16 protein-coding genes are annotated in these 19889 nt (G+C 55.4%); 4 read left to right on the top strand and 12 right to left on the bottom strand.

What is annotated here, in order from left to right:
- Positions 1-25 precede the first annotated feature (25 nt).
- Both msbA and HZU72_RS04750 read right to left on the bottom strand, forming a co-directional pair.
- Complete coding sequence (gene msbA, locus HZU72_RS04755) at positions 26-1762, bottom strand: lipid A export permease/ATP-binding protein MsbA (RefSeq protein ID WP_180090763.1); 1737 nt, start codon at positions 1760-1762, stop codon at positions 26-28.
- 55 nt (positions 1763-1817) lie between these two features.
- Positions 1818-4097, bottom strand: a complete 2280-nt coding sequence (locus tag HZU72_RS04750) for a DNA internalization-related competence protein ComEC/Rec2 (RefSeq protein WP_180090762.1) — start codon at positions 4095-4097, stop codon at positions 1818-1820.
- A gap of 95 nt (positions 4098-4192) precedes the next feature.
- Between HZU72_RS04750 and HZU72_RS04745 the strand changes: the two genes are divergently transcribed.
- A complete protein-coding gene (locus tag HZU72_RS04745) occupies positions 4193-4750 on the top strand; it encodes a DUF2062 domain-containing protein (protein ID WP_180090761.1) in 558 nt (185 codons plus the stop codon).
- A gap of 16 nt (positions 4751-4766) precedes the next feature.
- On the opposite strand, the gene HZU72_RS04740 is transcribed toward HZU72_RS04745, so the two are convergent.
- Positions 4767-5504, bottom strand: a complete 738-nt coding sequence (locus tag HZU72_RS04740) for an ABC transporter ATP-binding protein (protein ID WP_180090802.1) — start codon at positions 5502-5504, stop codon at positions 4767-4769.
- A gap of 31 nt (positions 5505-5535) precedes the next feature.
- Positions 5536-6777, bottom strand: a complete 1242-nt coding sequence (locus tag HZU72_RS04735; protein WP_180090760.1) for a lipoprotein-releasing ABC transporter permease subunit — start codon at positions 6775-6777, stop codon at positions 5536-5538.
- Between the two features lie 179 nt (positions 6778-6956).
- Between HZU72_RS04735 and HZU72_RS04730 the strand changes: the two genes are divergently transcribed.
- Positions 6957-8009 (top strand): agmatine deiminase family protein, encoded by a 1053-nt coding sequence (locus tag HZU72_RS04730; protein ID WP_180090759.1) that lies wholly within the window; start codon positions 6957-6959, stop codon positions 8007-8009.
- Positions 8010-8019: 10 nt separating this feature from the next.
- The gene (locus tag HZU72_RS04725; protein ID WP_180090758.1) at positions 8020-8922 is read left to right on the top strand and encodes a carbon-nitrogen hydrolase; all 903 of its coding nucleotides are present in this window, start codon (positions 8020-8022) and stop codon (positions 8920-8922) included.
- Between the two features lie 114 nt (positions 8923-9036).
- Here HZU72_RS04725 and HZU72_RS04720 read toward each other — a convergent pair whose 3' ends face one another.
- The 4 genes from HZU72_RS04720 to HZU72_RS04705 form a co-directional block, all read right to left on the bottom strand.
- A complete protein-coding gene (locus HZU72_RS04720) occupies positions 9037-9993 on the bottom strand; it encodes a Nudix family hydrolase (protein WP_180090757.1) in 957 nt (318 codons plus the stop codon).
- 120 nt (positions 9994-10113) lie between these two features.
- Complete coding sequence (gene argJ, locus HZU72_RS04715; protein WP_180090756.1) at positions 10114-11343, bottom strand: bifunctional glutamate N-acetyltransferase/amino-acid acetyltransferase ArgJ; 1230 nt, start codon at positions 11341-11343, stop codon at positions 10114-10116.
- Between the two features lie 68 nt (positions 11344-11411).
- Positions 11412-14144, bottom strand: a complete 2733-nt coding sequence (secA, locus tag HZU72_RS04710; protein ID WP_180090755.1) for a preprotein translocase subunit SecA — start codon at positions 14142-14144, stop codon at positions 11412-11414.
- A gap of 89 nt (positions 14145-14233) precedes the next feature.
- Positions 14234-14596, bottom strand: coding sequence for a hypothetical protein (locus tag HZU72_RS04705; RefSeq protein ID WP_180090754.1), 363 nt, complete (start codon positions 14594-14596; stop codon positions 14234-14236).
- Between the two features lie 111 nt (positions 14597-14707).
- Between HZU72_RS04705 and HZU72_RS04700 the strand changes: the two genes are divergently transcribed.
- Positions 14708-15169, top strand: a complete 462-nt coding sequence (locus HZU72_RS04700; RefSeq protein WP_009286397.1) for a DUF721 domain-containing protein — start codon at positions 14708-14710, stop codon at positions 15167-15169.
- 134 nt (positions 15170-15303) lie between these two features.
- On the opposite strand, the gene lpxC is transcribed toward HZU72_RS04700, so the two are convergent.
- The 4 genes from lpxC to HZU72_RS04680 all read right to left on the bottom strand — a co-directional run bounded on the left by lpxC (position 15304) and on the right by HZU72_RS04680 (position 19877).
- The gene (gene lpxC, locus HZU72_RS04695; RefSeq protein ID WP_180090753.1) at positions 15304-16215 is read right to left on the bottom strand and encodes a UDP-3-O-acyl-N-acetylglucosamine deacetylase; all 912 of its coding nucleotides are present in this window, start codon (positions 16213-16215) and stop codon (positions 15304-15306) included.
- A 135-nt stretch (positions 16216-16350) separates the two neighbouring features.
- The gene (gene ftsZ / locus HZU72_RS04690) at positions 16351-17526 is read right to left on the bottom strand and encodes a cell division protein FtsZ (RefSeq protein WP_180090752.1); all 1176 of its coding nucleotides are present in this window, start codon (positions 17524-17526) and stop codon (positions 16351-16353) included.
- Positions 17527-17560: 34 nt separating this feature from the next.
- A complete protein-coding gene (gene ftsA, locus HZU72_RS04685) occupies positions 17561-18850 on the bottom strand; it encodes a cell division protein FtsA (RefSeq protein WP_022523899.1) in 1290 nt (429 codons plus the stop codon).
- 313 nt (positions 18851-19163) lie between these two features.
- Positions 19164-19877 carry a cell division protein FtsQ/DivIB gene (locus tag HZU72_RS04680; protein WP_180090751.1) on the bottom strand — a complete coding sequence of 238 codons (714 nt, stop codon included), beginning with the start codon at positions 19875-19877 and terminating at the stop codon, positions 19164-19166.
- Between the last annotated feature and the right edge of the window lie 12 nt (positions 19878-19889).

Raw genomic sequence — 19889 nt, 5'->3', positions numbered from 1 at the left:
TATCAAAAGGCTCATATCGATAGCCTCATGGCGCTTCTTGAAACTGCAATTGATGCAGCGCCGCGTAGGAGCCATCGGCATCCAGCAGCGCCTGATGCGACCCCTCTTCGATAATACGTCCCTGATCCATCACCACAATCCGGTCAGCCCGCTCAATGGTGGAGAGGCGGTGAGCGATGACCAGCGTGGTGCGCCCTTCACAGACTCGCTCAAGGGCTTTTTGAATATAGCGCTCGGATTCTGTATCCAACGCGGAAGTGGCCTCATCCAGCACCAGTAGCGGCGCATCCTTGAAGATCGCCCGGGCAATCGCCAGCCGCTGGCGTTGGCCGCCCGAGAGCATCACGCCATTTTCACCCACGGTGGTGGCATAACCATTGGGGAGCTTATCGATAAACTCATGGGCATAGGCAGCTTCAGCCGCAGCCTGTACAGCCTGGGGGTCAGGATTGGCCACCCCGTAAGCAATATTATCGGCAATCGAGGCGTTAAATAGCGTCACCTGCTGCGACACCAGGGCAATCTGCTGGCGCAGTGGGCCAAGCGCGTATTCATCAACATTAATGCCATCAATAGTAATACTGCCCTGGCTGGGCCGATAGAAACGCGGCAACAGGCTGACCAGAGTGGACTTGCCGCTTCCCGAACGCCCGACTATCGCCACCAGTTCGCCCGGCGCTATGCGCAGATTAATATCGTGCAGGACTTCGGGCTGATCGTCGGCGTAGCGGAAGCTAACATGATCGATCACGACATCGCCGCTTAAACGGCTGGCGATATGTTTACCACTATCCTCTTCAGGGGTCATATCCAGCAACCCGAAAAGCTCTGACGCGGCCGCCAGACCTTTCTGAATTTCACCGTTAATCTCGGTTAGTTGACGTACCGGCTTGATCATCAGGGCAGCCGCGGTAATAAAGGCCACAAACTCACCAGGCGTCATGTTCTCCATCAGCGAGGGTGCCATGGCCAGCCAGACCAATAGCGCCATGGAGATGGCCACCAACATCAGAATCACAGGGGAACTGACCGCACGGGTCATGGCTTCTTTCATACTTTGGCGGCGATTCTCTTCGCTTACCCGCTCAAAGCGCTGCTTTTCATACGGCTCTGCGCCGTGGGTGCGCACTACCCGATAGCCCGACAGCGCTTCCGAGGCAATATGGGTGACATCGCCCATGGAGTGCTGAATGCGTTTTGAAATGCGTCTAAAGCGCTTGCTGACGTAGCTCACCACCACGGCAATGATCGGCGTAACGCCCAGAAACAGCAGCGTTAGCATCCAGTTAGTCCAGAGTAGATAGAGCACTAAACCGACGACGAACAGGCCTTCACGGAGAATAATGGTCACCGCTTTGGTGGCCGCCCCCGCGACTTGCTCAACGTGGTAGGTCACCCGCGATACCAGTTGACCGCTAGAGTGATGGTCAAAAAACCAGCCCGGCAGATGGAGTAGATGGGCAAACACGTCGCAACGCAGGGTATGAATCACGTAGCGGCCCACATAAGCCATGAAGTAGGTGCTTAAAAAAGTACCTAATCCCCGGGCGGAAAACATAATAATTACAAACAGCGGTAGAAATAACCGAAACGCCGCATCTGGGTTTTGAATGCCATCAATTAATCGCTTCATCATTTCCGCCAGCGCGGTACTCGACGCGGCGTAAACCACAAAGCCCACTATCGCTAGCGCAAAAGCCCGCCAATGCGGCTTCACATAGCCCAACAACCGCTTATAAATACCCCAACCTGAATCAGTCACACGCGCTCCTGGCCATAGTGTGCAATCGGAGAATTCTACCTGATGGCGACGCGCTTCAACACTGGTTGCGTCGTCCTGGCAATGGTCGCGTTGTTTCGACCTGGATGGGTTGGGCCGCTTTTAGCCAAAAACGCAGTGCACCGTCATGCGCCGTGCTCCATGGACAGGTGCCCTGCTGGCGGAAACGGCGCACGACGGGATCTACGGGATGTTGAAAAGCATTATTCTGCCCGGCGCTAAATATCACATGTTCAGGTACGGTGTGACGCACGAACTGGATACCTGAACTGGTGCCGCTGCCATGGTGCCCTGCCACCAAAACGCTAACAGGCAGTTCCACCTCTCGCAGAAAGCGACGCTCTACCTCAGTGCTCACATCCCCCGTAATCAGCAGTCTCTGCTCACCAGCGCTCACCTCAAGTACGCAGGAGCGATCATTGGCAGATAAATCGTTATCACCCGCGGGCGGCCAGAGAATACGGTAACGCACCCCATCTCTCTGCCATGTTTGACCACGCTGACAATCAATACCGGAAACTGGCAGCGCCTCACCCGCAGGAGCCATCCACTGCTTGACCCGATGATCGGCTAGCAATGCGCCGATACCGCCCGCATGGTCATTATCAGCGTGGCTGACTAACACTTGATCAAATAACTGCCCCGGTGACCAAAGCGCTTCCAGAGGCATAAAACCACTACGAAATCGGGGGCCGGTGTCGTAGAGCAGTCGATAATGCGCGCTACGCAGTTCTATCAACTGCCCCTGCCCCACATCATGGACGCTGACTCTGAGCGCGTTGGGGGGAATCGATGACGGAAGCGACCACCAGGGCAGCGCAACGATCAGCGCGGAGGCTGCCAGTCGTAAACTAGGCAGCACGGCAGGCAGGCCCCAGCATAACGACAGTAGTAACAGTGCGAGGGCGAGCGGGTACGATAACGACCGATCAGGTTCCCATAGTGGCCAGTGCTGCACCACCAGCGTCAGCAACAGGTGGAAAACGCTTAGCGCCTGCTCAAACAGCTGCCATACCGCCTCTCCCACCATGGGCAGAGGTGACAGCAGCCACCCCAGCAGTGCGATGGGCACCATCACCGAGCTCACCCAAGGTACGGCGACTAAATTGATCAATGGGGCAGCGGGAGCGACTCGCCCAAAGGCCACCAATACGGCGGCGGCCATTAGCGGGGCTAGCAGCAGTTGCGATCTCACCAGCGCCCAGCACCAGCCCTTTATCCCTTGAGGGCGTCGCCGCCCCTGCCAAATAATAATCAGCCACGCCACTGCCACAAACGATAGCCACATGCCAGGTCGCCATAGCGCTAGCGGATCGACAATAAGTACCAGCGCGAGTGCCAGCCACCAGCCCTGCCAAGCCCCCGGCGCATGCCGACCACTCAGCACCCACAGCCCGATCAATGTCATCACCATCGCCCGCATAGCCGGTGGCGCCATCCCGGCAAGAGTGGCGTAACTGACACAAGCTAGCGCTGCTAACCACCACGGCCAGGTGCGCATACGCCAGTTGGTGGGCGTTGTAAACCGAGCGACTGACTTGGCTAGCAGCAGTACAAATGAGGCCACCAGCCCGACATGCAAGCCTGAAATCACCACCAGATGCGTGGTTCCGGTGGCATTCAGCAGAGACCAGTCATCTTGGGTTAGCTGTTCGCTATCACCTAACGTCAATGCTGCCAGCCAGCGCTTGGTTTGATCGCCGAGTGACTGGCGGGCTAAAAAATCCAGCGCTAGCTGGCGCAACGCAGGGCGCGCAGAAGAGAGCCGAACCGGCGCTGGCTCCTGGCGCAAATAGCCCGTGGCGTGGATTCCCTCACGCCACAGCCACTGCTCATAATTGAAGGTATCAGGGTTGGCAAAGCCACTTGGAGGACGCAAACGAAGCGTCATTTGCCACTGCTCGCCGGGCCTAAAGTGCACATCGCTATAAGCGGTAATGCGTACCTTGGTGAGCGCGGAACAGCTGGGCCGTTGTGTCAGGCTAGTCGAAGCGCTTTGACACTGATCAACGCTTAACAGCAGGCGCGTGGCTTTACCCGCCGGCTGGGCGGTCAACACGGTTGCCTCAACGGCAAGATCTTCTCCGCTTAGCCCCGCCGGCAAGCGACTCCCCCACTCTTCTTGTACGCCAGTGAAGACCCAGGCGCCGATCAGCAGCCATATAGCAAATCGCGGGCACCGCCCCACTACCAGCAACGCGGCTACCAACACCCAGCCAAACGCGTTTGGAGTCACTCCTGCGGTGTGGAAATACCAAGCAAAAACACCTCCTGCGAGTGCTGCAAGCGCCGCTGGCATGGCAACACCTAACCGCATAGAGCCCTCCAGCGAATGTTCATTAATGGCCTAGCATAGCCGAAGAGTGGCTCTATATGGATAATGACCCACATCGATAGGCAAGAGTATCCGTCATGCCGCGCAGATTCCTGCAGCGCTACATGCCCAAACCCGACACTATCAGGAAACAGCGCTCGCTACGCTTTATGGCACCGCTGATTGCAGACCCGGGGTTGTGGCTTCTAACTCGCCGAAGCGTTGCCAATGCGTTTAGCGTGGGCGTGTTTTGCGCGATGCTGCCCATCCCCTTTCAGATGGTCATTGCCGCGCTAGGCGCGCGCCTAACACGCTGCAATTTAGCCCTCTCTGTGGGCTTGGTGTGGATTACTAATCCATTAACGATGCCGCTGATTTTTTACGGCAACTACCGGATTGGCACCTTTATCCTCGGCGCCCCCGTGCGGGAGGCTCCCTCGCGTATTTCAACACGCTGGATTGCCGAACAGATGCACGACATTATGCCGCCACTGATCGTCGGCTCGTTGGTAACAGCGGTCATATTAGCCATCGTGGTCAATATTGGCATTCGCTTGATCTGGCGCTGGCACGTTTCCCATAACTGGAAACGCCGCCGCCAGATACGTCGGCAGCGGCGTGCGCAGATAGAAGCAGAATTTGACGATAAGGTTTGATGATTGAACCCGACGGTTAAAGCGCCGGTGCCTGCTCGACCAACTTACCCGCATCCAGTTTAAGCACGCGGTCTTGATGGGCCGCCAGGCTAACGTCGTGGGTCACAATCACGAATGCACAGGCGCTCTCTTTGGCCAGTTCGTCCATTAGTGCCAAAATAGTCGCCGCCGTGGTTTGATCCAGATTGCCCGTGGGCTCATCCATTAGCACCAGGCTAGGATCGGTGACCAGCGCACGGGCAATCGCCACGCGCTGGCGCTCCCCGCCGGAAAGCTCCCCCGGCTTATGATCCGCCCGCGGCTGCATGCCTACCCGCTCGAGTATCTGCATGGCCCGCTTCTCGGCCGCCTTTTTCGACTGACCGCGAATAATTAGCGGTAACGCCGCATTTTCGAGTGCAGTGAATTCCGCCAACAGATGGTGGAATTGATACACAAACCCGATGTAGCGGTTACGAAAGCTGCCAAGCGCCGCTTCATTCAACCCTGATAGCGGCTCACCGGCGATAACGACGCTGCCTTCACTAGGGCGGTCAAGACCGCCCAGCAGGTTTAACAGCGTTGTCTTACCTGACCCCGAGCTGCCCACGATGGCCACCCGTTCCCCGGCACGCACCTGCAAATTAAGCTTGTCCAGTACCGTCAGATCCTGGGGGCCTTCGCTGTAGGTTCGTGTCAACGACTGGCAATCGAGCATTACCACCGCCTCTTGCCCAGTATTGATGCGCGTAGATTTTATAGCCGTCGAATTCATAGACATCGTGTCATCCTTGTTCCTGAAGCCGTTATTCATAACGCAGCACATCCGCCGGCTGAACTTTTGCTGCCCGCCAAGCGGGATAAAGTGTCGACAGGAACGTCAGCCCAAAGGCGGCCAAAACGATACGACTGACATCATTCCACTGCAGGCGAGAAGGCAGGTCGCTAATAAAGTAAACCCCAGCATCCAAGAACTGAATACCCAGTGTTCCTTCCACCCAACCAATCAGATCCGCAATGGTCAGCGCCAGCAGCACACCCACGGCCACACCAACAGCGATACCGATCAGCCCGATAGCCATGCCCTGAACAATAAAAATCCCCATAATCGAGCTCGGTTTAGCACCGATCGTGCGCAGAATGGCGATATCCGCACGTTTATCGGTGACGACCATGACCAGCGTCGAGACGATATTAAACGCCGCCACGGCGATAATCACAGTTAACAGCAGTGCGATCATGCGCTTTTCCATCTGTATCGCCTGGAAAAGATTACCCTGAGAGAACGTCCAATCGCTGCCCCGATACTCCGGGCCAAGCTCATTGAGAATCGCCTGGGTCTCGCTACTGGCGGCAAACAGATCATCCAACTGTAGACGAAGCCCGCCCACCGCATCACCCAGGCGCGCAAGGGTCTGCATATCTTCAATATTGGCATAGGCCAAATTAGCGTCCAGCTCAGCACCGACGCTAAAAATACCGCTAACGGTAAAGCGTTTTAAGCGTGGAAAGACACCGGCGGGAGTAATTGATGCTTCGGGCACCAGCAGCGTTACTCGATCCCCCACGCCAACGCCCAAGTTGCGCGCCAGCATTGAACCCAGCACCACGTGCCACTCTCCGGGAACCAGGTCGGCCAATTCGCCTTGGCGCATGTGCTCACCAATAATCGACACTCGGTCTTCCCACTCCGGGTTGATGCCATTGACCATGGCCCCCTGATTACGCCCGCCCACGGAGAACATACCCTGCTGCTCAACGTAAGGCGCCGCGCCAATGACCCGCTCGCGCTGCATCAACTCTTCGGCTAACGTCTCCCACTCCACCATGCCTACCCGGGACTCAATTTTAGCGTGGGGCACCATGCCTAAAATACGTGTGCGCAGCTCATGGTCGAAGCCGTTCATCACCGACAGCACCAAAATAAGTACGGCGACCCCCAGCATTAGCCCCAACATCGAGGTGAGCGAAATAAACGAAATAAAGTGGTTCCGGCGTTTAGCGCGCACGTAGCGCAGCCCCACCAGAAAAGGCAAACGATCAAGCATGGCGTCATTCCTTATCAATAAGCGCTCATGGTACGGTTTTTTTAGTCTCTCTGCATGTTCAAACGGCCATTAGAGCGGCCTTCGCCGTGAGCGTTCAGAATAAAAACGTTACGCTTGCAACTTACTCCGCCACGCCCTACATTGCGCCGATTTACTGCTGACCGTGGGGCTGCGCTTTTATGACGTATCGTTTGCTACCCGAATGGTATCCCCAAGATGGGATACAACTGACCTGGCCACGCCCAGACGGCGATTGGGCGCCTCTGCTTGCACGCATCGAAGCCACTCTCGAACGTATTGTGATTGCCACTGCGCGCTATCAGCGCGTGTTGATTTGCGTGCCAGACGAGCTAACCAAACAGCGCTTGGCCGATACTTTTAACGCCTACGGCGTGCCCGCTGAACGCCTGCAGCTTATTGTCGCACCCACCGACGATACCTGGGCGCGGGATCATGGCCCGATCAGCGTAGTTGATGAGGAGGGCCAATGTGTCTTGCTCGATTACACGTTTACCGGCTGGGGCGGCAAATTTCCCGCCGAGCGCGATAACTTGCTCACCCAGTGGCTTGCCGATGCGGGCGCCTGGGCCTGCCCGGTGACCTCGAGGAATCTGGTACTGGAAGGCGGCGGTATAGAAACCGACGGTGAAGGCACGCTGCTCACCACCGAAGCATGCCTGCTAAACCCCAACCGCAATCCCACACTATCCCGAGCAGAGGTAGAAGCGCAGCTTGGTAAAGACTTCGGCGTTGACCGTGTACTGTGGCTGGCTAACGGCCATTTAGAAGGCGACGATACCGACAGCCATATTGATACCTTGGCACGCTTCTGCAACCCAACCACCATCGCCTATGTGCGTTGTGACGATCCCCACGACCCGCACTACGCGGCCTTGGCGGCGATGGAGCAAGAACTGCAGGCTTTCCGGCAACGCAATGGTGAACCCTACCGGCTTATTCCACTGCCCTGGCCCCAAGCCTGCTTTGACCCGGAAGATGGCCACCGCCTGCCCGCCACCTATGCGAATTTTCTGATCATCAATCAGGCCGTACTGGTGCCTACCTACAGCGACCCAGCAGATGTCACTGCACTGAACGCGCTAGCAGTTGCTTTTCCCGAGCACACGCTAATTCCGATTGAGTGTGTAAGCGTTATTCGCCAACATGGCAGCCTGCACTGCTTAACCATGCAGCTTCCACAAGGCACGCTTGCCACGACCGCTATTTGCTAAAGGAGTCACCATGTCGACAACCCTAACCGTCGCTGTTGTGCAGCAACCCGCGTGGCCGGACAAAGCCCAAAGCCTGTCAGCAAGCGAAGAAGGTATCCGCAGCGCCGCTAAACAAGGCGCGCAGTTGGTACTGCTACAAGAACTGCACGCCACCCACTACTTCTGCCAATTTGAAGACCCTGCCCTATTTGATCTAGCGGAACCGCTGGATGGCCCTACCGGCCAGCGCCTGGCGGCGCTCGCTAAAGAGTTGAATATTGTGCTGGTTGGATCGCTATTTGAACGCCGCGCTCCAGGGCTCTACCACAATACTGCGGTGGTCTATGACTGCGCCAAGGGCCTGATAGGTCAGTATCGTAAGATGCACATTCCCGATGATCCTGGGTTTTATGAGAAGTTTTACTTCACGCCGGGTGATCATGACAGCACCCGCGGAGAAGGCTTTACTCCGATCGAAACATCCGTGGGCCGTCTCGGCGTCTTGGTCTGCTGGGATCAGTGGTACCCCGAAGCCGCCCGTCTTATGGCGCTAGCCGGTGCCGATTTACTGCTCTACCCCACGGCAATCGGCTGGGATCCCAATGACGTCGGTGAAGAAAAGAGCCGCCAAAAAGATGCCTGGACATTGATTCAGCGCGCCCACGGTGTCGCCAACGGCTTGCCGGTTCTAGTCGCCAATCGGGTTGGCTTTGAGGCGGATCATTCTGGGGTGGGAGACGGCATTCAGTTCTGGGGCGGCAGCTTCGTCTGCGGACCACAAGGCGAACTATTGGCCCATGCGGGGGAAGATACTGAGCAGTTAGTCGTTCAGTTGGATATGGCGCGCAGTGAAAATACCCGCCGCATCTGGCCCTATCTGCGCGATCGTCGTGTGGACGCTTATGGGGATCTGACTCGCCGCTACCGCGATTAGTTAGGCTTGGCCTTAGCCTTATAGATAAAAACGTAAAAACGCCTGCCTTGGCTAAGTGCCGAAGCAGGCGGTTTTTCATTGCATAACGCTCTTTATACGTTCTGGTTTAGTGTGTTATTTCCAGAAATCGCGGATCGAGGCAATCCCTTGAGCGCCCACGGCACGAGCATGATTGGCATCAAAACGCGTCATGCCACCCAACGCAAACACCGGCATACCTGCGCGCTCTACCAACTGCTGGAAATCATGCCAGCCGAGCGGGGATACTTCCGGATGTGACGGCGTGGTGCGCAGCGGCGACAGGCTAACAAAGTCGCAGCCTAACACCGCCGCCTGGGTAAGCTGCGTTTGGTTGTGCGTCGATGCGGACAGCCACTTGTTTTCGGCAATCGGACGACGCTCAAGCTGCATCAAACGCTCGCTGGTCAAATGAATGCCATCAGCGTCAATGTGATCAAGCAGCGTCGGCTCACCATTGAGCAGCAGTCGCGCGCCGTGCTCACGACACAGGCTCAAGGCACGCTGGGCACGGGCCAGATAAGCGGCTTCATCCAACTGCTTGGCGCGCAACTGCACCAAGCGAATCTTGTCTTCACGTAGCGCGCGTTCCAAAAACGCATCGAAATGCGCCTCATCCAATTCTTCCCCGGTAATTAAATACTCGGTAGGCAACCTTACCGCTCGCAGAATCGGCAAATTAGCCGCCGGGAAGGGGTAGTTGGAGAGCTCGCTCATGGGCACCCAGCGCACCGCTTGTCCTTCACGACCAAAGGGCTCGCCAGCAAACTCATGCACCTGCCATACATCGAGCAGGATATGCTTGTCGGGGTACTCATGGTGGACACGAATCAACGGCTGGGCACAAACGATCTCAACGCCTAGCTCTTCGTGCAGCTCACGCTTTAACCCTTCAAGGCCGGTTTCATAAGGGGCCAGTTTGCCGCCCGGAAACTCCCAAAGCCCGCCATGATCTACGTTTGATGGCCGACGAGCGATCAGTACTTGCTGTTGATCGGCGCTGATAATCGCTGCCGCCGCGACGTGAACCCGTCGTTTTACCTTTATGCTCATAGACTCATATACTCGTTACGTCTTTATCCACTGCGCGCACCAATGCTAAAGGCATCGGTGCTATCTCGCTGCGTATGCCCACTACCCCTGCCAACCAACGCCCCGCACAGGGAAGACTGACTAGCTGCGGTAATCCGCGTTAATAGACACATAGTCATGGGAGAGGTCGGAAGTCCATACCGTGGCACTTTCCTCGCCGCGCCCCAAATTAATGCGAATGGTAATTTCTGACTGGGCCATGACAGCGCTTCCTGCCGCTTCGGTATAGCCTGCAGCACGCCCGCCATTTTCAACTAGACGTACATCGCCTAAATCAATCACCACACGGTTGACATCAAAGTCGCTTACAGGCGCTCGTCCTACCGCGGCCAAAATACGCCCCCAATTAGCATCTGAAGCGTAAAGCGCTGTTTTGACGAGCGGTGAGTGCGCAACAGTAAAGGCCACATCGAGCGCCTCTTGACGACTTTTAGCTTCGTCGACCTGAAGGGTAATGAATTTGGTTGCGCCCTCGCCGTCGCGAATAATCGCCTGCGCCAGCTCGGTCATTACACGCTGCAAGGCGTTGCTGAAAACGGCAATCTGTTCCTCATCGGCAATGCGGGGGCCTGTGCCGGTCGCTGCTAACATACAAGCGTCATTGGTAGAGGTATCGCTATCCACCGTGATGCAGTTAAACGAGCGATCGACGGTTTCACGCAGTAGCCGATCCAGCAGCGGTGCTTCGATAGTTGCATCGGTCACCACAAAGCCCAGCATGGTAGCCATATTGGGCTTGATCATGCCAGACCCTTTAGTGATGCCGTTAATCGTTACCTGCTGATTGCCTATTTCAACCGTGACACTGGTGCCTTTGGCACGAGTATCGGTGGTTAAAATACCTTGGCCTGCGTGCTCCCAGGCAACGCTGTCGCTGGCCATGCTTTCAAGCGCCGCTGCCAATCCCGCAAGCAGACGCTCCATCGGCAGCGGCTCGCCAATTACGCCGGTTGAAAACGGCAGCACGTCCTGCTCAGATACACCGGCTTGTTTAGCCAGTTCTACACAGCTAGCCCTGGCATCCCGCAACCCTGCTTCACCCGTACCTGCGTTAGCATTGCCAGTGTTAATCAGCCAAAAACGTGGCGAACGGTTTTCTGCCCGGCACTGCTCGAGGTGTTGCTTGGCCACCAAAACGGGCGCTGCGCAGAACGCATTACGGGTAAAGACCCCTGAAACCGCCACGGTCTCGGGCAGCTCAATCACCACTACATCACGACGATCCGGCTTTTTGATACCCGCCATTGCAACCCCCAGGCGCACCCCTTCTAGGGGGGGCAACTCTGGAAAGGGAGTGTTTCCAACCGCCATGATTTTCTCCTTTAGACAAAGACCGTTTCACAAACCGTCTCAAAAAACGGTCTCAAAAACGGGCGCCGTTAGCTTAGTTTTCCACAGCACTGCTTGTACTTTTTACCCGAGCCACAAAAACAGGGGTCGTTGCGGCCAACTTTCGGGCCTTCACGACGCACAGGGCGGCCATCGACACCAGGCGCTTCCTGCTCGGTTTCGGGCTGCTCCTGGGCCGGGGTGTCATGACGGCTTGCCGCCGTGGCGGTTTCCCGCGCCAGCGCTTCGCGGCGCTGTTGCTCAAGGGCATCCACTTCCTCGGGCTGACGAACCTGCACGTGGCTCAGAATGCGCGTCACATCAGCTTTAATGTGCTCTAGCAGGTGCTGGAAGAGTTCAAAAGATTCACGCTTGTACTCTTGCTTGGGGTTTTTCTGAGCATAGCCACGTAGGTGGATACCGCGACGCAAATGATCCATCGACTGAAGATGCTCTTTCCAACGCGTGTCCAGCACTTGCAGCATGACCTGCTTCTCAAAGCGGCGAATCAGCTTCTCGCCAGCCGCCTCGATTTTGGCTGCATAGGCCTCGCGGTGCATTGTCTGCAGCCGTTCACGCAGCTGCTCTTCACTAAAGCGATCATCCTCGGCGGCCCATTTAACCACCGGTGCGTCAAGGTTGAACTCCGTCTTCAGGTGGGCTTCCAAACCGGGCAGATCCCACTGTTCGGGCAGGCTTTGGGGCGGCACGTAGTCGCTGATGGCCGTCTCCATCACCTCTTCGCGGATACCAATAACGGCATCAGCCACATCGTCTGCGGCCAGAATCTCATTGCGCTGGTCGTAGATCACTCGGCGCTGATCGTTGGCGACGTCATCGTACTCAAGCAGCTGCTTACGAATATCGAAGTTACGCCCTTCGACTTTCTTCTGGGCACGCTCAACGGCGTTAGAGACCATCTTATGCTCAATGGCTTCGCCATGCTCAAGCCCCAATGCCTGCATCAAGCGTTTGACGCGGTCAGAACCGAACAGGCGCATCAGGCTATCTTCAAGCGACAGGAAGAAGCGCGTTGAGCCAGGGTCACCCTGGCGTCCGGCTCGGCCACGCAGTTGGTTGTCGATACGCCGGGACTCGTGGCGCTCAGAACCCACCACATGCAGGCCGCCAGCGGCGAGTACACCATCGTGGCGCGCTTGCCACTCGACTTTTAACGCTTCAACCTGTTCTTGGCTAGGGTTTTGCAGCTTGGCGACTTCGGCCTCCCAGTTACCCCCTAGAACGATATCGGTGCCACGACCGGCCATGTTGGTGGCGATCGTAATCGCCCCTGGGCGGCCTGCCTGAGCAATGATCTCCGCTTCACTCTGGTGCTGCTTGGCGTTAAGCACATTGAACGTAAGGCCCGCCTCGCGCATCAGCTTGGCAAGGTACTCGGATGTCTCAATAGAAGCCGTACCTACCAGTACTGGACGCCCAGCTTCGGTCTCGGTTTTAACATCTTTGATGATCGCTTCATACTTCTCTTCAGCGCTCAAATAAACCAGATCGTTAAGGTCTTTACGGGCCAATGGCCGATTGGTGGGAATCACCACCACGTCGAGGCCATAAATTTGCCGAAACTCAAAGGCTTCAGTATCCGCTGTACCGGTCATCCCGGCGAGTTTTTCATACAGACGGAAGTAGTTCTGGAACGTCGTTGAGGCTAGCGTTTGGCTTTCGCGCTGCACCGTGACGCCCTCTTTGGCCTCAACGGCTTGGTGCAATCCCTCCGACCAGCGGCGCCCGGGCATAGAGCGGCCGGTGTGCTCGTCGACGATCACCACCTGACCTTCAGAGATGATGTAGTCGACATCACGGTTATAGAGATGACGGGCGCGCAGCGCCGAGTGCATATGCTGAAGCAAGTTAAGGTTTTGCGCGGCATACAGCGACTCTTCATCGCCTAATAAGCCTTCAGCGCGCATCAGCTCTTCAACTTTATTATGCCCCTGCTCAGTTAACTCTACCTGCTTCTGCTTCTCATCGACCAAGAAGTCACCAACAACCGTGGCCTCCTCATCTTCAATCTCTTCGCCTTTTTCAAGCTGCTGGGCAAGTTGATTGACGACTTTATAGAGGTCGGTATTCTCATCGACCGCGCCGGAAATAATCAGCGGCGTACGGGCTTCATCGATAAGAATCGAGTCAACCTCATCGACAATCGCATAGTGCAGGCCACGCTGAACTTTATCTTCTAACGAGAACGCCATGTTATCGCGTAGATAATCAAAGCCGAACTCGTTGTTGGTGCCATAGGTAATATCGCACTGATACGCATGACGCTTTTCTTCGCCCGTCTGACCAGAGAAAATGACGCCAATGGTAAGGCCCAGAAATTCATATAGTGGACGCATCCACTCAGCATCACGGCGAGCCAGGTAGTCGTTCACCGTGACCACGTGCACCCCTTTACCCGGCAACGCGTTCAGGTACACCGCCAGCGTCGCCACCAGCGTTTTACCTTCACCAGTTTTCATTTCAGCGATGCGGCCACGGTGCAGGGTCATGCCGCCTACCATCTGCACATCGAAGTGGCGCATGCCCATAACGCGCTTACTGGCTTCTCGCACGATCGCAAAGGCGGGCGCCAACAGCGAATCAAGAGGCTCACCGGCTTCTAAGCGCTGGCGCAGCTCGGCGGTTTTACCTTGCAGTTCAGCATCGCTAATCGCCCCAAGCTCTGCTTCTAAGGCGTTAATCTGCGGCACATTCTTGTGCATGCGTTTGACATCGCGGTCGTTTTTAGAGCCCACGACTTTTCGTAATAAATTATTAAGCATGAAATATCCAAGTATTCACGAGCGTCCCAGCGGACGTTGCCCTTTCAATGCATGCTGATTATCTCTAGAGCATGCAAAAAGTAGATGTATTAGCGACAGACTTGGCGGGAAGGCGGGCCGCGCTGGGTCAAGACATCCCGCGCGGCGACCAGCATAGCCATCGGGGCTAGCCAGTGACATAGACGCCGAACAGGCGCAAAGCGCTGGGGGCTTTGAGCAAAACGTTGCAGCGCGCGCCGACGCTTGGCTACCCAGTGGGACTGGGCGCGTAAAATCGCAGGCACCCAGAAACAGACCGTGACGCTACGCTCACCGCCGCGGAATGCATCTGCAGGGCCTAAACTGGCGGGTAAAAGGCAGCTCACCAACAGACCGGCCAGCCACCAACGCGCTAAACCGTAACGGCGATGGCGCCGCGGCAAAGCTGATTGAACATCAAGCGTAGGTGACATGCTGTAGACCGGCTCCTGAGCGTGGTAGAGTTTACTAATCAGCCATCGGCGAAGGTGGCCGACGTCATTAGTAGTGGTGCCTAATACAGCAGCACCCTAGGAATTAAGCGTATGAGTATAAAGGTTAAGCGTTCTCGCGCACAGCCCATCGCCCGTCTGCTCTCCAAGTCGGGTGATATTAATCAGTTAATGCGCCTATCTCGTCTCATCGATCAGGCCCAGCGACACCTGCGCGCCCACTTGCCCGAAGAGATGCGCGAACATATTTTTGTGGGTGGCTTTAGTGAAGGTCGTTTAACCCTGATTAGTGGTCAGGCGAGCTGGCTGACGTGGCTACGCTTCGAACAGCGGCGCTTATTGGAACTGCTCCATCAACTGCCTGGCTTTGAAGGGGTCAGCGGCTTTACCTTTAAGGTACGTCCTGTACGCCCTATTGTGGCACCAAAGCGTAACACTCGTAGTCTGTCGGCCGACGCGGGCAAAACCCTTTCCGAGTGCGCTGAAGATACCACCAACCCAGCGCTAAAACGTGCCTTGGAACGGCTTGCATCTCATGCTCGACCAGCCAAGTAACGCTCACACCGTTTTCTCTACCAATCAAGCTTAGCGCCCTATCGCCACACTATTAAAAGCATAAAGCACCGCCTAAGCGATGCTTTATGAATCAAAAGTAAAAAAGCGCTAATATAAAAGCTAAGCCTACTATATTACGCCATTGCGGGTGCGGCATAAGAGATCGGCGCCACAGCTTTGTCTTCTTCAAAGGTGACAATTTCATAGGCATCGGGCTGCGCCATCAACTCGCGGCAGAGCTGATTGTTGAGTGCGTGGCCAGATTTCACACCTCGGAACTCGCCGATTAAGCTATAACCCAGCTGGTACAAGTCACCGATAGCATCCAATACTTTGTGCTTAACAAACTCATCTTCGTAACGTAGGCCGCCTTCATTAACGACGCGGTAATCATCCACCACAATGGCGTTGTCTAAACTTCCGCCGAGCGCCAGATTGTTAGAGCGTAAGAACTCTAGGTCACGCATAAATCCAAAAGTACGTGCACGGGAAACTTCTTTAACGAAGGACGTGGTCGAGAAATCGATCAACGCGGTCTGTTTCTGCTGCTCAAAAACAGGATGATCAAAGTCGATTGCAAAGGAGACTTTGAACCCTTGATGGGGTAAGAACTCCGCCTCTTTATCGCCATCGGTCACCGCTACACGGTGTTTGATACGAATGAATTTTTTAGCAGCATCCTGCTCTAAAATTCCCGCTGATTGGATTAAAAACACAAATGGACTCGCACTGCCGTCCATAATAGGCACTTCAGGTTCGCTAACATCCACATAGGCGTTATCAATACCCAGCCCAGCGAAGGCTGACATCAGGTGCTCAACGGTAGCTACCTTGACCCCATTAAATACAAGAGCAGTACATAGCTTGGTATCTTCAACCAATTCTGCCCGTGCGGGAACGTGCGCAACGGGATCCAAATCGGTTCTAACAAACACAATCCCAGTATTGGCCGGCGCCGGACGCAGAGCAAGATGGACTTTTTTGCCAGAATGCAGGCCCACTCCGGTGGCGCGAATGACGTTTTGTAGGGTGCGTTGTCTGATCATGGATAGTAGCCGAGCTCTGATGACGGTAATAACCGCAGGGGAAAAAGTTATCAAACAGTGTTCACTTTAACAGCAAACGAGCGTTTTAGCCAATAAAACGCTCGCTCGCTGTTGCAATGAGCCTGATATCGAGAATCAATCCGCCTGGCGGCGTAGAAACGCGGGGATGTCCAGATAGTCATCGGCTTCGGAAGCGCGACGCTTTTCAGGACGCGATTTTGCGGTCGCTTCGGGCGCTTCAGCGCGTGCTGTTGCCTGCTGGCGCATTACCGTTGGCTGTTGCAACTTGCGGTAATCCGAGGATTCTGCAGCTGACCGACGGGCCGGCTCGCGCGCGGCCGCCTTAGGTTTTTGCCCGTCCAAGCCGGCGGCAACAACGGTGACACGCAGCTCGTCGGACATTTCCATATCAATGGAGGTGCCGACAACAATGGTGGCATCTGGAGACGCAAACTCTTGGACGGTAGCGCCCACATCGTTGAACTCGCCGATCGACAAATCGGGACCTGCAGTAATGTTGACCAAGATACCACGTGCGCCGTGAAGGTCGATATCTTCCAGCAGCGGGCTGCGAATCGCTTTCTCGGCGGCTTCGCGAGCACGATTTTCACCCGTGGCACCACCGGTACCCATCATCGCCATGCCCATTTCAGACATAACGGTGCGCACATCAGCAAAATCGACGTTGATGATGCCCGGGCTGGTGATCAGTTCTGCGATACCTTGAACAGCCCCCAGCAGCACATCGTTCGCCGCACTAAAGGCCGTCAGTAGCGTGGCGTTCTTGCCCAGCACGGAAAGCAGTTTTTCATTAGGAATAGTGATCAACGAATCAACGTGCTCAGAGAGCTCTTTCATGCCCTCTTCAGCAGCGCGCATACGCTTCGGCCCTTCAAAGGGGAAGGGGCGCGTCACTACCGCAACGGTGAGAATCCCCAGTTCCTTGGCGACCTGGGCAACCACCGGCGCACCTCCTGTGCCCGTACCACCGCCCATACCGGCAGTGATGAAGACCATATCGGCACCGACCAGTAATTCAGCGATGCGCTCGCGGTCTTCCATTGCCGCTTGGCGGCCCACATCGGGATTGGCACCTGCGCCTAACCCTTTGGTGATTTCACTGCCCAGCTGCAGTACAGTTTTTGCCGATACGCGCTTGAGCGCCTGGGCATCCGTGTTGGCGCAGATGAACTCAACGCCTTCAATATTGCTTTCGACCATGTGGTTAACAGCATTGCCGCCACCGCCGCCAACGCCAACCACTTTGATGACCGCACTGCTCGAGGGTGCGTTATCTACCAATTCGAACATAAGCCCCGTCTCCTGAACCGCGCTTGCGGCCCTGTCAGAAATTTCCTTTGAACCAGCCTTTAATTCTTGCCAGCGCCGAATGGTCTTCCTTGATATCACGCCGGGCAAGCTCGTTGCGTCCCTTATGGGCTGCAACCACTCCCCCGTGGCTTCTTAGACCTTGCCCATGACGCGTTTCCTGCAAGGCATAATGCAGCAGACCAACGCCCGTCGCATAAATGGGATTACAAACGACATCCGCCAAACCTCTTACATTCTGCGGACATGCGATACGAACGGGCATATGGAAAATCTCTTCTGCCAATTCGCTAACCCCTTCCATGCGCGAGGTACCGCCGGTAAGCACTATCCCAGCAGCCACCATGTCTTCATAGCCACTACGGCGCAATTCGTCTCTCACTAGCGTAAATAGCTCTTCGTAGCGTGGCTCTACCACTTCAGCGAGCGCTTGGCGCGATAGATCACGCGCTGGACGATCACCTACGCTAGGTACTTTAATCATTTCATCGCTGGCGGCTAAATGGGTTAGCGCGCAAGCGTATTTAACTTTGATCTCTTCAGCGTGCTGCGTGGGTGTTCGCAACGCCATGGCGATATCGTTAGTGACTTGATCCCCGGCGATGGGAATCACCGCCGTGTGGCGTATGGCGCCTTCGCTGAAAATAGCCATGTCGGTAGTTCCACCACCAATATCGACCATACAGACGCCCAGTTCACGCTCATCTTCAGTAAGCACGGCCATACTAGAGGCGAGCTGCTCTAAGATAATAGCATCAACTTCAAGACCGCAGCGGCGCACACACTTCTCAATATTCTGCACCGCGTTTAATGCGGCTGTCACTAAGTGCACCTGCGCTTCCAAGCGCACACCGGACATGCCAAGCGGCTCGCGAATGCCACCCTGGGCATCAATCGAAAACTCTTGGGGCAGCACATGCAGCACTCGCTGGCCTTCAGAGATGGCACGCGCCCGCGCAGAGTCAATCACACGCTCAATGTCGGAGGGCGTTACCTCACGCTCTTTAATGGCGACAACGCCATCAGAGTTCATTGAACTGATATGGCTGCCTGCCACGCCAACGTATACCGAGTGAATATCACAACCGGCCATTAATTCTGCTTCTTCAACGGCGCGCTGGATAGACTGCACTGTCGATTCAATATTGATCACTACGCCACGCTTCATGCCACGCGAAGGATGCGAACCAATACCTGCAATTTCAATTCCGCCGTCGTCGGTGGGTTGACCGACTATCGCGACGACCTTGGACGTTCCAATGTCCAGCCCGACCACCATATTGGATGCGTTGGGTGAGCCTGCCATGAGTCGGGAAATCTCCTTGCGTCATTGTTAAAAATAAATATAAATAGGGTGGCGCTTAATCCAACGCTTAACATTGAAAGCGTGCTACCCAAAATAATCAGTGCTGCTTTTCAGACAATCGCTAAGTACCAATAGTCGAAATTAAAAACTATTTAATCCGCTTCTGGCCCATAGTATAGAAACAATAGTCGCAATACGACTAGTACAAACCCACAATAATAGGCTTGGGTAGCAATTTAAAGCCGATTATTGGCTTTTTCAACGATGGCAACCACTCACTTTTACACCTTATTTGCATCAAGTAATAGAAGAGTTACTCATCTTGCACCGTAAATTCACTTTCTCCATGCCAAGCAACAGCCACACCGTTAGGGTAGCGCAGATCAATATAACGAATCTGATCCCCAAGAGACGATAACTCACGCTGCCATGAAGCCGACAGCCGTGCTAAACGCACTTCATGCTGACGCCGACCTAACATCACCCAAGCGCCATCGTTTAATTGGAGCCGCCAGGCACCGCGCGGCTCTAAACGTAGTTGAGTAAGATTCAACGATAACTGTTCAAAGTGAAGTTTTAAACGGTGGTAATAGTCCAGCACTTCTTCACTGCTCCCAGCAGGACCAGCGAGATCGGGCAAACCTGTAGGTGGTGATAATGGCGCAAAAGCGAAAGGCTCCCCTTCAGGATTAAGCAAGAAGTCATCATTCCAGCGTGCGACAGGCTGCTGTTCAACCAGCTCAAACACCAGTGCATTTGGCCACTCACGGGAAATGCGCACTTCGTTTAACCAACCCACTTGCAGCGCACGGTCGCGTAATTCACCCAAATCAGCTGATAACCAGGTGGCATCAACCACCAGGGGTGCCAACTGAGTACGCAGGTAGTCGGCGCTGACGTACTCCCATTCACCGCGAATAGACACACGTTCAATCGGACGATCTAGCCACAGCCAAAGCGCGCGCCCGCCAGCTCCCATAAGTAGCGCCAGCAGGAGAATTCCCATCCAAGCGTTACGCTTTTTCATAAGGCACTTTTT

This window comes from Vreelandella sedimenti (genome assembly GCF_013416325.1).
GTDB lineage: Bacteria > Pseudomonadota > Gammaproteobacteria > Pseudomonadales > Halomonadaceae > Vreelandella > Vreelandella sedimenti.
Note: the sequence above shows the minus strand (reverse complement) of the source record. Positions and strands in the feature narration are given on the sequence as shown.

Bases quoted from the DNA above. Each gene is read 5' to 3' on its own strand.
- secA (WP_180090755.1), bottom strand. From the start codon at position 14,144: ATGCTTAATAATTTATTACGAAAAGTCGTGGGCTCTAAAAACGACCGC.
- HZU72_RS04720 (WP_180090757.1), bottom strand. From the start codon at position 9,993: ATGAGCATAAAGGTAAAACGACGGGTTCACGTCGCGGCGGCAGCGATT.
- argJ (WP_180090756.1), bottom strand. From the start codon at position 11,343: ATGGCGGTTGGAAACACTCCCTTTCCAGAGTTGCCCCCCCTAGAAGGG.
- HZU72_RS04740 (WP_180090802.1), bottom strand. From the start codon at position 5,504: ATGAATTCGACGGCTATAAAATCTACGCGCATCAATACTGGGCAAGAG.
- lpxC (WP_180090753.1), bottom strand. From the start codon at position 16,215: ATGATCAGACAACGCACCCTACAAAACGTCATTCGCGCCACCGGAGTG.
- HZU72_RS04680 (WP_180090751.1), bottom strand. From the start codon at position 19,877: ATGAAAAAGCGTAACGCTTGGATGGGAATTCTCCTGCTGGCGCTACTT.
- HZU72_RS04705 (WP_180090754.1), bottom strand. From the start codon at position 14,596: ATGTCACCTACGCTTGATGTTCAATCAGCTTTGCCGCGGCGCCATCGC.
- HZU72_RS04700 (WP_009286397.1), top strand. From the start codon at position 14,708: ATGAGTATAAAGGTTAAGCGTTCTCGCGCACAGCCCATCGCCCGTCTG.
- HZU72_RS04735 (WP_180090760.1), bottom strand. From the start codon at position 6,777: ATGCTTGATCGTTTGCCTTTTCTGGTGGGGCTGCGCTACGTGCGCGCT.
- ftsA (WP_022523899.1), bottom strand. From the start codon at position 18,850: ATGGCAGGCTCACCCAACGCATCCAATATGGTGGTCGGGCTGGACATT.
- HZU72_RS04730 (WP_180090759.1), top strand. From the start codon at position 6,957: ATGACGTATCGTTTGCTACCCGAATGGTATCCCCAAGATGGGATACAA.
- HZU72_RS04750 (WP_180090762.1), bottom strand. From the start codon at position 4,097: ATGCGGTTAGGTGTTGCCATGCCAGCGGCGCTTGCAGCACTCGCAGGA.
- ftsZ (WP_180090752.1), bottom strand. From the start codon at position 17,526: ATGTTCGAATTGGTAGATAACGCACCCTCGAGCAGTGCGGTCATCAAA.
- HZU72_RS04745 (WP_180090761.1), top strand. From the start codon at position 4,193: ATGCCGCGCAGATTCCTGCAGCGCTACATGCCCAAACCCGACACTATC.
- HZU72_RS04725 (WP_180090758.1), top strand. From the start codon at position 8,020: ATGTCGACAACCCTAACCGTCGCTGTTGTGCAGCAACCCGCGTGGCCG.